The organism is Desulfoluna sp. HI9BLuna (assembly GCF_056829775.1).
Genome location: NZ_CP186555.1, coordinates 2,221,459 through 2,235,797, shown reverse-complemented (window position 1 = coordinate 2,235,797; position 14,339 = coordinate 2,221,459). Strand labels below are relative to the sequence as shown.

Annotated in this window: 12 protein-coding genes; 6 read left to right on the top strand and 6 right to left on the bottom strand. The window is 57.7% G+C overall.

The genetic code is table 11. The features are described 5' to 3' along the window. Window positions 1-45 precede the first annotated feature (45 nt). The gene (locus tag ACOYW0_RS08965) at window positions 46-717 is read left to right on the top strand and encodes an NAD(P)/FAD-dependent oxidoreductase (protein WP_482418181.1); all 672 of its coding nucleotides are present in this window, start codon (window positions 46-48) and stop codon (window positions 715-717) included. 460 nt (window positions 718-1,177) lie between these two features. Here the strand turns inward: ACOYW0_RS08965 and ACOYW0_RS08960 are convergent, their stop codons facing one another. Next, window positions 1,178-3,022, bottom strand: coding sequence for an AMP-dependent synthetase/ligase (locus tag ACOYW0_RS08960; protein WP_482418180.1), 1,845 nt, complete (start codon window positions 3,020-3,022; stop codon window positions 1,178-1,180). A gap of 293 nt (window positions 3,023-3,315) precedes the next feature. Between ACOYW0_RS08960 and ACOYW0_RS08955 the strand changes: the two genes are divergently transcribed. Continuing rightward, window positions 3,316-4,188, top strand: coding sequence for a transposase (locus ACOYW0_RS08955; RefSeq protein ID WP_482418179.1), 873 nt, complete (start codon window positions 3,316-3,318; stop codon window positions 4,186-4,188). A 102-nt stretch (window positions 4,189-4,290) separates the two neighbouring features. Here ACOYW0_RS08955 and ACOYW0_RS08950 read toward each other — a convergent pair whose 3' ends face one another. Then, entirely contained in the window at window positions 4,291-5,691 is a 1,401-nt protein-coding gene (locus ACOYW0_RS08950; protein WP_482418178.1) for a sigma-54 interaction domain-containing protein, read from the bottom strand. 542 nt (window positions 5,692-6,233) lie between these two features. Between ACOYW0_RS08950 and ACOYW0_RS08945 the strand changes: the two genes are divergently transcribed. The 3 genes from ACOYW0_RS08945 (at window position 6,234) to ACOYW0_RS08935 (ending at window position 8,441) form a co-directional block, all read left to right on the top strand. Continuing rightward, window positions 6,234-6,782 carry a flavodoxin family protein gene (locus tag ACOYW0_RS08945; protein ID WP_482418177.1) on the top strand — a complete coding sequence of 183 codons (549 nt, stop codon included), beginning with the start codon at window positions 6,234-6,236 and terminating at the stop codon, window positions 6,780-6,782. A 68-nt stretch (window positions 6,783-6,850) separates the two neighbouring features. Next, complete coding sequence (locus ACOYW0_RS08940) at window positions 6,851-7,678, top strand: class I SAM-dependent methyltransferase (RefSeq protein WP_482418176.1); 828 nt, start codon at window positions 6,851-6,853, stop codon at window positions 7,676-7,678. A 184-nt stretch (window positions 7,679-7,862) separates the two neighbouring features. Further along, window positions 7,863-8,441 carry a gamma carbonic anhydrase family protein gene (locus ACOYW0_RS08935; protein ID WP_482418175.1) on the top strand — a complete coding sequence of 193 codons (579 nt, stop codon included), beginning with the start codon at window positions 7,863-7,865 and terminating at the stop codon, window positions 8,439-8,441. A gap of 35 nt (window positions 8,442-8,476) precedes the next feature. Here the strand turns inward: ACOYW0_RS08935 and ACOYW0_RS08930 are convergent, their stop codons facing one another. The 3 genes from ACOYW0_RS08930 to ACOYW0_RS08920 form a co-directional block, all read right to left on the bottom strand. Then, window positions 8,477-9,373: a hypothetical protein gene (locus ACOYW0_RS08930; protein WP_482418174.1), complete on the bottom strand. Its 897-nt coding sequence runs from the start codon at window positions 9,371-9,373 to the stop codon at window positions 8,477-8,479. Then, window positions 9,370-9,684, bottom strand: a complete 315-nt coding sequence (locus tag ACOYW0_RS08925) for a hypothetical protein (RefSeq protein WP_482418173.1) — start codon at window positions 9,682-9,684, stop codon at window positions 9,370-9,372. The genes ACOYW0_RS08930 and ACOYW0_RS08925 overlap by 4 nt, the downstream gene beginning before the upstream one ends. A gap of 345 nt (window positions 9,685-10,029) precedes the next feature. Next, window positions 10,030-11,151, bottom strand: a complete 1,122-nt coding sequence (locus ACOYW0_RS08920) for a DUF362 domain-containing protein (RefSeq protein ID WP_482418172.1) — start codon at window positions 11,149-11,151, stop codon at window positions 10,030-10,032. 393 nt (window positions 11,152-11,544) lie between these two features. Here ACOYW0_RS08920 and ACOYW0_RS08915 point away from each other — a divergent pair, with 393 nt between their 5' ends. Next, the gene (locus tag ACOYW0_RS08915; protein ID WP_482418171.1) at window positions 11,545-12,273 is read left to right on the top strand and encodes a sulfite exporter TauE/SafE family protein; all 729 of its coding nucleotides are present in this window, start codon (window positions 11,545-11,547) and stop codon (window positions 12,271-12,273) included. Window positions 12,274-12,598: 325 nt separating this feature from the next. On the opposite strand, the gene ACOYW0_RS08910 is transcribed toward ACOYW0_RS08915, so the two are convergent. Next, window positions 12,599-14,323 (bottom strand): TIGR03545 family protein, encoded by a 1,725-nt coding sequence (locus ACOYW0_RS08910; protein WP_482418170.1) that lies wholly within the window; start codon window positions 14,321-14,323, stop codon window positions 12,599-12,601. Window positions 14,324-14,339 lie beyond the last annotated feature (16 nt).

Sequence of the window (14,339 nt, the reverse complement as noted above, 5' to 3'; positions counted from 1 at the left end):
TTCATACCCCAACTGATTTAAGTCCATAATATAGGGATACCTTTCATGACAAACCAGAAGAATTCCATTGTTCGCCAGAGAGACAAAGAGACCTATGCCGTGGTTCCCCACGTACCCTGTGGCGTCGTTACCCCCGACACCCTCAGGAAGATCGCCGATGTCTCAGAAAAGTACGATGCCGCTGCCCTGAAGATCACCAGCGCCGCCCGTATCGCCATAGTGGGCCTCAAAGAGGACGACGTGCCCAAGGTCTGGGACGACCTGGCCATGGTTCCCGGCCAGGCCGTGGGCAAGGTTGTACGAAGCGTCAAGGCCTGTCCCGGCACCACCTTCTGCGCCATGGCCAAGCAGGATGCGTTGACCATCGGCATGGCCCTGGATGAGAAGTACCACGGCATGGAGCTGCCCAGCAAAACCAAGATGAGTGTGTCGGGCTGCAAGAACCAGTGTGCGGAAAACTGCATCAAGGACGCCTCCCTGGCCGGAACCAAAGATGGCTGGACCCTCATGGCCGGTGGTGTAGGCACGGGCCGCCCGCGCCTGGCTGATATCATCGCCGAGGACCTCGATACCGAGGAGGCTCTGGCCATGTTCGATCGCCTCATCGAATACTACAAAGAGAACGCCAAGAAGGCCGAGCGCATGGGCCGCATGATCGACCGTATCGGCCTGGACGTTGTCAAGGCCGCGGTGGCCGGTGAAAAGGCAGCCGCCTAAGCTGCCCGCACCTTTCCGGACATCTTTCAGGATGTAAAAAACCCTTTCCCCACTTGCGGGGAAAGGGTTTTTTTATGGTCTTTTATGGGGACAGGTTCTTTTTACAGGGGCCGGTTTTATTGCGTCAGTGCGTCAGAGCAAATACCCAATACCCGGACTCTTTCAATGAACATGCCCCCGCGATTCAACCTTTGGAACGAGGAGTGAATCACGGGGACAGCCTGTTTTAACGGAGGCTTATCTTGCTGACGGAGGCCGTGGGGGCAATCGACAATGGGCACGTGGCGACAACGTACCCTGTTACGTCAAAGCTTGTGAGCCAGCCCGCACAAGCCCTCAACGTTCATGTCGGGCGTAGCCCGAGTCGAAGGCCATTGCGATTTTCCTTGAGGAACGAAGGGCAAATCGCAATGGCAATGAGCTTTCGAGGTGGCTCACCTCGCCGCCGGAGGCTTTCTGGTTACGATGCCTTCAGGCGGGGCTCTGCGTACATGGCCTCAATGGTGTCGGCATAGCGCTGCAGGATGACTTTTCGCTTGAGTTTGGAGGTGGGTGTAAGTTCTCCGGCGGCCTGGGTCAACTCGGCGGGAAGGAGGGTGAACCGCTTGATTTTTTCGACGCGTCCAAGGTGCCGGGTGTGGTGGTCGATGCGCTCCCTGTAGAATCCGATGACCTCCGGGTGGGCCACAAGCTCTTTTCGGGAGAGCCCCTGGAGTCCCAGGATATCGGCAAGGGCGTCAAGCATGGGGAAGGAGGGGACCACAAGGGCCGAGATGTAGGGCTTGCCGTCACCTACGGCCACGGCCTGTTCCACGTAGAGATCCTCTTTGATGGCGGTTTCGATGGTTTGGGGAGAGATGTTTTTGCCCCCGGCGGTGATGAGGATCTCTTTGATGCGGTCGGTGACCCGGATGTATCCTTTATCCGTGATTTCGCCGATGTCTCCGGTCTTGAACCATTCGTCCCGGGTGAGGGCCTCCGCTGATGCTTCGGGGTTGTTCCAGTAGCCTTTCATAAGGGACGGACTCTTGGCCTGGAGCTCTCCGTCTTCGGCAATGCGGACCTGCATGAGGGGGATGGGCTTGCCACTGGTGCCGAAACCGATGTCTTCCGGGGTGCAGACGCAGATGGGAAAGATCTCCGTCAGGCCATAGCCCACCCCCAGGCGGATGCCTGCGTTGACAAAGAACTGGTTGATCTCCGGGTTCAGGGCAGCTCCACCGGCGTGGAAGAACTTGGCGCGCCCTCCCACCACCTCTCGGATTTTCGAGAGGACCAGGCGGTCTGCCAGGGCGTACTTCAGGGTGAGGAATCGATCGGGCTGCCCCTTGGCGTTGGTGATCCTGTGGTATTCACCACCGGTCCGTATGGCCCAGTGGAAGAGGTTTTTTCTGAGGTTGGGGGCCTTTTGCACGCCGTCCTGAATGGTGCCGTAGATTTTTTCCCAGACCCTGGGGACGCTCACCATGTAGTGGGGCCTCACCTCGGCAAAGAACTCCTTTACCTGGTGGGTGTCGTGGCAGTAGTGGTTTTCGGCTCCCCGGGAGAGCATGAACCAGGTCCAGCTCCTTTCGAAGACGTGGCTCAGGGGGAGAAAGGCAAAGGAGACGTCGGTGGGTTCCACGGGCATGGGGTACCCCGTGCCATACAGGGATGCGAGGATATTCTCGTGGGTGAGCATGGCTCCTTTGGGCGGGCCCGTGGTGCCGGAGGTGTAGATCAGGGTGTAGAGATCCGAGGCGGCGGCTTCCTCCAGACGTTTTTCGTGCTCTTTTTCGGCGTCTTCTTGGTGGTCAAGGGCGATAAACTCGGCAAACGAGAAGCTTTGGGTGCCCTCTTTGAGCTGTACAGAGGCAGAGAAAGCCACAAGAACCTCAAGGCCCTGGTTTTGTTTCTGCACTTCAAGGGCCTTGTCGTATTGTTCCTGGTCGTTGACAAAGAGGACTTTGATGCCCGCGTCTTTGACGATGTAGGCCGTTTCATCCGCCGAGTTGGTGGGGTAGACAGGCACTGTTACCCCTCTGACGGAGAGGATCGCCAGGTCGGCCAGGGTCCAGGCCGCACGGTTTTGTGAAAAGATTCCCACCCGATCCCCCACCTTGACGCCGCAGGAGATGAGCGCCCTGCCCAGGCTGTCGGCCACTTTGCCCATCTCGTCCCAGGTCACCGATTCCCAGGGCCCGTCGGCCCTGTCCTTCAAGGCCACTTTGCTGCCATATCTGGGGATGCGTCTTCGGATCATTCGGGCGATGTGTTGCTCTTGCTGAAGGAAAGCCTGGAACTCAGCGGGATGGTTCGATGTCATGGGGCTGCCTCTTCTTTGATAAGTGATGTAATCATCGTTTTATTGGTAGAACATGATTATATCAAACAGGGCAAAGGATCAAGGCCCCGATAACTTCCAAATGCCGGGGACAGGTTATTTTTTCTGGACTTTCTAAGGTGTTGCATGCGAAAGTTGTCGGGCGGGTAACATCCTCTAATTCATTTCTATTTAATCTTGCTGTGCAAACATTGTGAATGGCCAGAAAGGAGAACGCGATGCCTCGGATTCCTCGTATGGTCGTAACGGACCCCGGTCAAAAGGTTGCATATCATGTGATCAGCAGAACCGCCCTGGACGGGCTTCCCTTCAAACAAGTCGAGAAAGATGAGCTGGTGCGAATCATCCAACGTTATTCGGCGGTATATGCCGTGGATGTTGTGGGTTACGCCATCATGGGGTCGCATTTTCATCTTCTCGTGGTGGTGAAGCCTGGTGAGATGGTCTCCGACGAGGAGGTGGTGCGGCGTTATCATCTTCTCTACGGTGAGGGCACCGGTTTCCCGGAAGCGCAATTGTGCGAATTCCGGAAACGGTTTACCAGCCTGTCTGCATACATCAAAGACATCAAGCAGACCTTTTCTATCTTTTACAACAAACGGAAGAAGCGAAAAGGAACCTTGTGGGGCGAGCGGTTCAAAAGCGTCATTGTCCAGGAGGGGAATGCGTTGACCAATTGCCTGGCGTATATCGATTTGAACGCCGTGCGCGCAGGAATCGTGAAGCGACCGGAGGCATACAGGTGGTGTTCCATCGGGTACCGGATGCAAACCGGAAACCGGGAGGGGTTTCTTTCATCAGGTCTGGGGACCCCTGAGTTCTGGGGTGCTGACCCTGCAGCGCAACTTCAAAGCTACCGCGAGTTTCTGTATCACATGGGGACCATAGAAAAGAGGGGTAAGGCTAAAATTTCACAAAAGATCCTGGATAAAGAGACCTCCACGGGCTTTAAGTTGCCTCAGGCTGCCCGGCTTATGTGTCGGTCCCGGTACTTTACGGATTCGGGGATCATCGGTTCTCGCGCGTTTGTGGAAACAACCTACGGTCTGTTCAAGGGCCGTTATCAGACAAGACGGGAGAAAATTCCTGAAGCCGTCGAAGGCATTGAGGGGTTGTTCTCTTTGAAACGGCTTGCGGGTACCTCCTGAGTCGCCACTACCCGGGGGCCGCACACAATACGCCCAATACGAATTTTGATGGCGTGGAAAAAGGACCTGTCCCCTTTAAAATTTCTTTTTAGAATCAGTGAATCAGGGTTGGTGGAGGGGGATTCCCCATTGTTTCATTCGCTTCCAGACGGCGGTTCTGCTGACACCGAGTCGCCTTGCCGCCTCGGCCTTGTTCCAGTTGGTTTCATGGAGGCGAGCTGTCAGCAGCTCTCGGGTCAGGGGGCCGGAAGGGAGGGTGGGGGGCTCTGCAATGGCAGCGCCTGTACCGTTGGAAACACCGGTTTTTTCTCTGATTTCGAGGGGCAGGTGGTCCGGGAGGATGGTGCGGGCGTTGCACAGCACAAAGGCATGTTCGATGGCATTTTCCAGTTCCCGCACATTGCCCGGCCAGTGGTGGTCCAGGAGCCGCTGCATGGCCGTGGGGGATATCTTTTGGATGTTTTTGTCCGTTTCGGCGTTCAATCGGTGACAGAAATGTCGCACCAGCAGGGGGATGTCGGTTTTTCGCTCCCGCAACGGGGGGACGCCGATGGGGAAGACCTTAAGGCGGTAGTAGAGGTCCTCCCTGAATTTTCCCTCTTTCACAAGGGCATACAGGTTCCGGTGGGTTGCGGTGATGACCCGGATGTCCAGGCTTCGCTGCCGGGATTCCCCGATGCGCTCGATGGTGCGTTCCTGAAGGACCCTGAGGAGCTTGACCTGCACCAGGGGGCTCAGTTCGCCGATTTCGTCGAGAAAGACCGTGCCGTGGTTTGCTTTTTCCAGGCGACCGACCCGGTCGGCGGAGGCCCCTGTAAAGGCACCTTTGGCGTGGCCGAAGAGCTCGCTCTCCAGAAGGGATTCCGACAGGGCCGAGCAGTTGACGATGACAAAGGGGCCTCTGGCCCGTTCGGAGTTGTAGTGGATCGCCCCTGCCACCAGCTCTTTACCGGTGCCGCTCTCCCCCTGGATCAGGATGGTGGCCTGGCTTGCAGCAGTGGCCTTGATGGCCATGAACACCGCCTGCATGCAGTCGCTCTTTCCGATGATCCGGTCCAGCCGGTGGCGATCCCCAAGTCGTCGGGTGGCCTCCTCTAAGGTCGTCCGGGCCTTTTCCAGTTTTGTGAGATCTGTGATGGCCTCCACGATCCCGATCACCTTTCCGGTTTCATCTTTGACCGCAGTGGCGTTTTTGATGGCCGGGATGTCGTGGCCGTCTTTGTGCTTGAGAAAACACTCCCGGGCACCGGTGATGCTTCCTTCCAGAATGCCGCAGCGGGTGGGGTCCCCGGTTCCCAGGACACCGAGGCAATTGGAGATCTTCAGGGTCCCGCAGGTTTTTCCGATGGCCTCATCCGCGGAAAATCCGGTGATCTGCTCCATGGATTTGCTCCAGAAGGTGATGTGTCCGGTGATGTCCAGGGTGAATACCCCGTCGGCGATGGTGTCGATGATCTGTTTCAAGGCCGGGTGGTCGTTCATTTCGTGGAGTAAAGTCTTCACGTCAATGCTCCTGGTTCTGGCAGAAAAGAGTTGGAAAGGAGACCGGGCTGTTCATGTGGGGATCGCAGAGTGCCCGGCAGGCCGAAACGTTAACCCACATGGTACGCTTTTGCATGGCTTCATGCAAGGAATTCCCATTGTTTTGGCTACTCTGAGAGAATCAAGTTAACGGTTTTTGGCGGTGGGTTAACGATTGTCTTGTTGGGAGTTAACGTAAACCTATGCTTTTCTCAACTCCTTTCCACAGAAGACGGTTTTTTTTGCAGTGCTTTGTCCTGTGTTTTTTAAACCTGTCCCTCAACGAATCACTCAAGTAATAACCTGATAGTTATTGTGTCGATTTTCTCTTAAGGTGCTTTTATCACAGTGTATATAGGTCTTGCCTCCAGGCGGGATTCGCCGAAATCTATTCTGTTTTGAATTCAAGAATAAAGAACCTGTCCCCTTATGTGGCACATGCGTTGCAATGTGCCATGGGGAACAAAGAGCTGGTGTGGTTATTGGTTCTGATTGTCGTTTAGCGCACTGCAAAGGAGATACCGATGAAATCCCTTATCCTCTACGATTCCATGGGGGGCAACACCGCCCTCGTCGCCGAGACCATTGAAAAGGCCCTTGGGGCCCGGGCCATGGCCACTGACCTGGTCAAGGTGGACAAAGACCTTGATATCGAGATGTTTGATTACGACCTGATCTTTATCGGGTCCCCTGTCATCGACTGGCTGCCCACCAAACCCCTGATGGATTTTGTGAAACGGAAAATGAAGGCCCACGCAAAGCAAGGTGCGGTCAAGCCCTCGTCTCCCCTGTTGCCCGGGAAATTCGGCGTCAGCTTCGGGACCTTTGCCGGGCCCCACATCGGTGAGAAGGAGGCCCTGCCCATGACCATGTGGCTTAACTCCTTTCTTGAGCATCTGGGCTACGCCGCCCTGGACCAGTGGCTTGTGGTGGGCAGGCACCACCACAACAAGGAGATCAACCGGAACGGCCGTCTGGGAAATATCGAGGACCGGCCCAATGGCGCCGACCTGGCCGTTGTCGAGCACAAGGTGGGAGGCCTCGTGGACTCATTGAGCGCCTGGTGTGCATGAACGTACAGGCAGGGGCATCGGCGGAGCCTGTCCCTGCATAACTGCATAAAAAACGAAGGAGGACAGCCATGACAGCCATTAAATCAAAAACGTCCAGGGAGTACTGGGATGATAAGGCCGATTTTTTTGCTTCGGATGAGCGAAGGCAAAAAAATCGGCGCATGACAGACCTCTATGAGACAAGCTGCTGGCGGTATATCGAGCCGGTGTTGCCCCCAAAGGAGGGTAGCCTCATTCTGGAGGCAGGGTGCGGCACAGGGCGGTGGGTCTATCACCTGGCTCCCATGGGGTACCGAATGGAGCTCCTGGATTTTTCAGCCGAGATGATTCAGCACGCCGAAACCCATGTTGCCCGCCAGGGGCTGGGGGGGCATGTGCTCGGGTATCACGTCCGGGACCTCTGTGATATGAGCGCCTTGCCGGACGACGGCTACGATCTGGTCCTTGCTTTGGGCATGCCCCTGTCCCTGTGCAGCGACCCTGTAAAAGCCGCGGGGGAAATGTTCAGGATCGTCAGGCCCGGGGGGCATGTGGTGTGCGATGCCATGAATCGCTATCGTACGGCCCTGGACATGGCCCGGAAAAAGAACATGACCGAAATGTTCAATGCCTTGAACACGGGGCGTGTGGTGGCAGACTCCGGGCAGACCCACCATTGCTTCAGCCCGGATGAGCTTGTGTCGCTCTTTGGCGACCAGGGGTTCGAGGCCTGCCGCACCGCAGCCATCACCCCGTTTTTCGATGTGCCCCCCTCCCCCGAGCAGGTGGCGATCCTGGACGACGACACCCTGTTCAATCAGGTATCCAACATTTTTCAGGCCGTGTCGGAAGACCCTGGGGTCATGGCAGTGTCGAGCAGGCTCCTGATCGTGGGCCAGAAACAGGGCCCGGTGTGAGTATGCAGCAGGGGACAGGTTCATTTCTCATTGCATGCTTTTTGTTGATCTGATGAGAGAACTATGTTTCTTTGGTCCTGCAGGTGGAAAGGCGACGCCTTTGCACCTATCTGGATTCCATGCGTGCGGCAGCATGAAGTCAGCAGATGGCAACCCATTGAGTTCTATAATGTAAGGAGTCCCAATGCTCTACAAATTCGACGGAAAACAGCCCTCCGTGGGAAAAAACACCTACGTCAGCGAGCTGGCCAGCGTCATCGGAGACGTGGTGATCGGCGACAATTGCTACATCGGTCACGGGGCCATTGTCAGGGGGGATTACGGCAGGATTGAGATCGGCGACGGCACTGCCGTGGAAGAGGGGGTGATCATTCACGCTCCCCCCGGTGCGGTCAATCGCATCGGAATTCGCGTGACCCTGGGCCACAACGCTGTGATCCACGGCAAGTCCATCGGGGACGGTGCCGTCATCGGCATGGGGGCTGTGCTGAGCATTCTCTCGGACGTGGGCACGGGCGCCATCGTCGCCGAAGGGGGCATCGTCAAGGCGAACCAGTGCATCCCGGACCATGTGGTTGCCGCGGGAAACCCGGCAAAGGTGATCCGCGAGGTGTCGGCCGATGACAAGGCCCTTTGGGACTTCGGCAAACAGATCTACATCGACCTGGCCCAGAAATACCTGGATGAAGGGATGGAGCCGGTGGGGCAAGGTGAAACCCCGTCCGCTTCCGTGGGCTGCACTATTTGTCATTATTCAGCTTAAAAAAGCGACCCGCCGGAGGCAACGGACTCGTTAGATTATTTTTTGTCCGCGCCCTTTACCTGCCAGTGCCCGTCGGAGTCTAAGCAGATCGTTCGGACGTTTGTCTCCTTTTTACCGGATCTGGGCTTGAGGTCGAACTGAAGGTCGACACAGGAGGTTCCGTCTTCATTAAAGGCCCGTACCAAAGAGACCTTGCCGCTGTTCTTTGACTTGCGGTTGGACCACTCAACGGATTGAAGGTCCAGGTTTTGAAGCAAGGTGGTGGCGGCTTCCACCACTTTTTCCTCATCCTCCGGGGTGATCCCCTTGGAGGAAAACAGAGAGCCGGAGATGCTTTTGCCCGCATCTTTGAGGAGCCTGTACGGCGAGGTGATGACCCCTTTGAAGACACCGGTGACGGCATCCTGGGAGGCCCTGCCCACGATGGTCTGGGCTTCGGCCACAATGGCTTCTACCCGGGTGAGGATTCCCGGAATGTCCTTGCGAATGGCCTCGGCCTCCTCAAGGGCTTTGTCGACCCGTGGCAGGACCTCATCCATCTGATCGGTGACGGTGTTCACGGTTTCATTGATGAGGGGGAGCTGCTTTTCCAGCTCTGCGACCTGGGCCTGGATGGCATCGACCCGGGTCAGGATGGAGGGCAACGCCTCACGGAGTTGCTCCACCTCGGAGAGAATCGGCGGAATGGTTTCCCGGATTTTGCCCACTTCCGTGAGGATGGGGGGCACGGTCTCCCTGACCTTTCCCACCTCTGTTACGATGGGGGGGATCTCTTCGGTGATCAAAGGAATGGTTGCCACGATGTCGTCGACCCGGGTCAACACCCCGGGCACTTCCCGGGCGACGACTTGGATGCTGTACGCCAGCCAGGCAAGGGATCCCGCCAAAAGGGCAATGGACAAGGCCAGGGCGGCTGAGAAGATATTTTTCATGGGGAACCTTTTGGTTTGTTTTTCTGTAGCAATTCAGTTTGCTTCGGGTAGGTCGCTTTTTTAAAAAAGCTCCGCAAAAACGTCCCAGTAGCATCGCCTTCTGCCGCCCAGACCCAACGGGTCTGGGCGGCAGAAGGCGATGTATGGCCGATACGGTGAAAAGCAGTCGGCTTGCCGAGAATGTTCGGCCATTCTGAGGCCTTCGCAAGGCCTGTTTGGTAAATATTCTTGTCCCGCCGCAGCCCTTGGCGAAGGCGGATGAAACGTATCCCCCCCGGCAGGGCCACCGGAGTTCTCTCGGTTAACGTCAAGCTCGTCCCAAGTGCCCTTTATCGTGTTTCCAGAAAAATGAAATGGGCCTCTCCTGCAAATACGACTGCCGCATGTCACACACCACGCGAATGCCGCTGAAAGCGGTTGCATGATGTCTGCCGCCGTGCATTCGCCATAGGGTTTCAAGGTGCCCCCACCTTGCCGCCGGAGGCCGTGCGGTGAGCTCTCAAATGGACACGTAACAACAACGTTTTCTGTTACGCCAGCCCGCATAAACCATCAGCAATATGCTTTCGAGGTGGCTCACCTCGCCGTAGGAGGCTTGTTTTTTTACCCACTTTAACCGTAGAAGGCTGTTTTGGACTCAGAAATAGTTCCGTTTTTTAAAGCACCCGATCCACAAGCTGTTTGCCCTTCTGGAGCCATGTCCCGAGGCGGGTGTCCACGGCTTCCAGGGCCGCATGGGGGCAGACCTCCACGCAGCAGTAGCACCGGATGCACGTTTCAAGGTCGAAGGCCACGGCCTCGGGGGTTTCGGAGATGGCGTTTACCGGGCAGTAGGTGAGGCAGTGGTTGCACTTCTGGCAGGCGGCCGGGTTCACCACGGGGCGTTGGACCATGTGTTTCCGGATGAGGTGCTTGAGAAACGCGGGGCCGAAGGTCACCGGGCTCTGGGTCGGGAGCTTAAAGTCCTTGAAGACGGCCTCGGGCACAGGCAAAGGCGGCATGTCCGTTAAGAGCCCTGAAGTCAGGGCCGCGGCCAGGGTGGGCAGGGTCTCGGGGGCAAGACCTGCCATGTGGGCGCAGGTGGCGTCCACCTCGTGAACGTGTGACCCGGCCACGAGAAAGCCCATGGGCCTTGGGGTTCCGCTCTTGCCGGGGCCCTGGCCTTCCAGGCCCGTGACAGCGTCCACCAGGGTGACCGTGGGCCGAACCGTTTCGGCGATGCCCACCAGGAGTTTTGCGAACTGTTCTCTCTGGATCCCGGCCCGTGCGTGCCATCTGGGTTTTTCAAACCCCACCACGCACCCGAAGAGGTTTTTGACCCCCAGGGTTAATGTCATCATGGCGTGGGTCTTGAACTTGGGCAGGTTGATGACCATGGGGGTCTCCAGGGCCTCTTGGGCCAGCCCGATGGTACCGAAGGGCGCCCCGATATCCACCGGCGCCGCCGTCTCGAATCCCCGCACCTCAACAGCCATTCCCTTAAGCGCTTCTTCGAATCCCCCCATTCTCCAGATTTTTGCCACGCTCCCCACGGCAGGGCTGTCGGCGATGAGGGGCCGTGCCCCGCGGTCCAGTACCCATGCGGCCGTGGCCCGCACCACCAATGGGTGGGTGAGGATGGCCTTGTCCGGCGGGGCTGCCAGCAGGAGGTTGGGCTTGATGAGGACCTCTTCGCAGGCACTCGGGGCCTTGGGCATGTGCCGGTCCAGGAGGTCTCCCACCTGGCGGGTGAGCAGGGCCTGGTCATAGGCGGATGCGACAATCTCTGGGGTGGTCATGGGCCCTCCGGGGGTGAGTGGTCAATGTTGGGTCACGGGCTTGGAGCATGTATACCGGTAAGGCAGCATCAAAAAAGACCGATGCCACGGGCATGTCCCGCCGTTGTTGTGTACCACAGACACCGTCCAAGGGAAAAAAGGTTTCGTTTGGGGGCCGCACCTTTGCACCACGCCTCCGTTTATCACCGTTATTATATAAAATAGGTTATGAAATGTTGACAGCCAGAAGAACCGGGTGGTAAATTTTTTTCCTTTTTGTCCGGGACCATGACGATGGCCTTCGAAAGGCGTTGGGACACCGCTTCATGCCCGTGTACGCTGTTCCGTCAGTGCCTGTGCGCTTATTTTTTGTGCCCATGGCGCGGTGGCGGGCGCATGAAGGAGACTCGGTACGTGTTTGAACAGCCTGAACTCTGGCAAATCCTGGCCGCCAATGTGGCCGTGGCCTTCGGGGCCTTTATCCAAAGCGGGACCGGCTTCGGTATGGGGCTTCTGTGCGTGCCCCTGCTTACCCTCATTGATCCGGTTTTTGCGCCGGGCTCCTTTCTTCTGGCCAGCATGTTTCAAAACAGCGTCATGGTGGCCAGGAACCGACGGGGGCTCCGCCCGGACTGGCTGGGGGCCATCCTGCCCGGCATCGTCATGGGGTCCGTGGCTGCCTACTTTGTGCTGAAAAACCTGAAAGGGCCGGGGGTGGAGCTGGCCATCGGGTTCACCATTCTTTTTGCCGTTGCCATGAGTGCCGTGGGGGTTCGCGTGACCGTGGGGCGCAACACCCTTGTGGGCGGCGGTGCTGTTGCCGGTATGATGTCCACCGTGGCCGGTGTGCCCGGCCCGCCGTTGATTCTTCTTCTCCAGAACGAGGTCGGTGTCCAGATCCGGGCCAACCTCGGCATCACCTTCATGTGCGGGAGTTTTGCCTCCATCACCGCCCTCTATTTGTCGGGGCGCTTCGGCGGGCTCCATGCCCTCCTCGGCTTTTCGCTCCTTCCCGGGATCCTCACCGGCAGCCTCCTGGCCGGGCCCTTTGCCCGCTTTCTGGATCGCGCCTTTTTGCGCCCGGCCCTTCTGGTGCTGGTCAGCTTCGGGGGCCTGGCCCTGATCCTGCGAAACCTTCTCTGATTGCAGCCATTCAGCGTATGCCTCCGGCGGGTCGCTTTTTTGAAAAAAAGCTCCGCAAAAAGCGTTTCTAAGAAAATGTCGGAATTGTTTCGGCGAAGCCTATGAATGATTACTTGAGACCTGTTTATCAAACGTTTTAAAAGTTTGGCCCCCGGCAGGGCCGCCGGAGGCTTTTTTGATCTGAATCGTTACCTGAAAAGTTGAACAAACAGCCATCAGAGAAACGCCGCAACCCGGGGTCCAGAGGATCATCCCCTGGCCACCGGGCCCCACTTCAACCATAGAAGGTTACCTCGTGATCTTTAATGCATGGGGCGCCATTTCGTTAGAGAAGCCCTTTGCCCTCTTCGATTTTTTTTGCGAGGTCGTCATCCAGGGCCGTAATGCCGCCCAGGTCGGTGTCTGCGGCGGAGAAAGCCCCCCCTGTTTTTTCGCTGATGGCGGCCTGGAGTTCCTTATTAAAGTCCGCGGTGAGTTCCTTGGTGGCGTTTTGGAAGGCCTGTTTCATGATGGTGTCCAGATTTGACGTGACGTTCAGGTCGTAGCTGTCCAGGGGACCGGTGGCGCTGCCCTGAACCGAGAACTCCGTCACCCCCTTGAGGGTCCGACCCAGGGCCTGCTGGAGGGCACCGGGGTCGGTGGGATCGGCAAAGCGCACCTGGGTCATCTTTGCGGAGACGGCGGCGTCCAGGGTCTCGCCCCCGGTGATGTCCGCATGGCCCGTGACCGAGGCCGAGGCCCCTTCCATACGGATGGTGTCTGCGGATCCCACCGGGCGGATTCCGATGCCGCTGCCGGAGAAAACGAATCGGTCCCCGGCGGTTTGCGGGCTGACGCGATCCATGGTGGCGGTGAGGTCAACGGCCTCGATCCCTTTGAGATCACGGCCCGCCAAGGTCAGGGCCATGGGTTTGCCCACCAGGGGCTGCTGGGCGGTGACGTTTTCCACGGTGCCCGACAGGGTTCCGGCCGGGATCTCCACCGAAAGGGCGCCCCGCGAGATGAGAAATTCCGGCAGGGGGCGCTTCTCCGCAAACGCGATGTCCACGCCTTTTCCCCGGATGCGTTTGGGCTTTTCTTCTTTTGCAGCACCCTCCTCCTGAGCTTTCCCCTTTTCATCCGACGGATCCTTTTCCAGCATGGGCTGAAGCTTTTGGTACCATCGGATAGCGGTTTCCACCTTGCCTTTGTACGCATCCCCAAAAAGCAGGCCGGTGATGTTCCCGGCGCCCACGGCCGAGGGGCCGTAGGTCTCTTTGAGGCGGGTGTAGTCCGCACGGGCCAGTGTGGGCAGGTTTTTTATCCGTTTTTCAAGGCTTGCGATTTCACTTTCCAGATCTTTTTTGACCGACTTGATTTCCTGGATATCGGCTTCCACTTCATCGGCAATTTTTTGAATGTCTGCGGCCTTGGTGAGGAGGGCCGTCCAGTCGGATTTTCCGCTGGTGAGTTCCTCGATGCGTTTTTCGTAGGCTTTGAAATCCTCTTCATCGGGCAGGTCGGCGATGCGCTGTTTGAATTCGCCTTTCAGCGTTTTGATGTCCTCCCGGATTTTTTCGGCCTCCTCCACACTGGCCAGGGTCTCCTGTTCCAGGATTTTTTTCGGGTCCTTGATATCCAGGGAGGGCAGGGAGAGGGGGGATATCTTCTCCTCGGCTTTTTCAGGGACGGCCTTTTTTCTTTTGATCACGGCCCCGGAGTAGCTCCGCTCGGTGTCAAAACGGATGCCTGTGGCCGCCATGCTGGGGACAATGCATTTTCGGAAGAAGAGGGGCGCGGTGGAAACCGTGAGGACGATGTGCCGCGCTTCCACCGCGTTTCGCATGGGGGCGTCGGGGTTGGTGACGGCAAGGCCCTTGAGGTCAAGCCCCGCAGGGAAAAGGCTGAGGTCGGCGTCGGCCAGCTCCACCCGGGCCCCCACAATGAGGGTGCCCGTGGTTTCGATGGCCTTTTTGACGAGGGCGTCGGCAAAGAGAACGAAAAAGAGGACCAGGGCCGCGGTGATCACGGCAAAGGCGGCCACACCCTTGATGCGAATCCATTTTTTCATGGGAAACCTCCTTGGG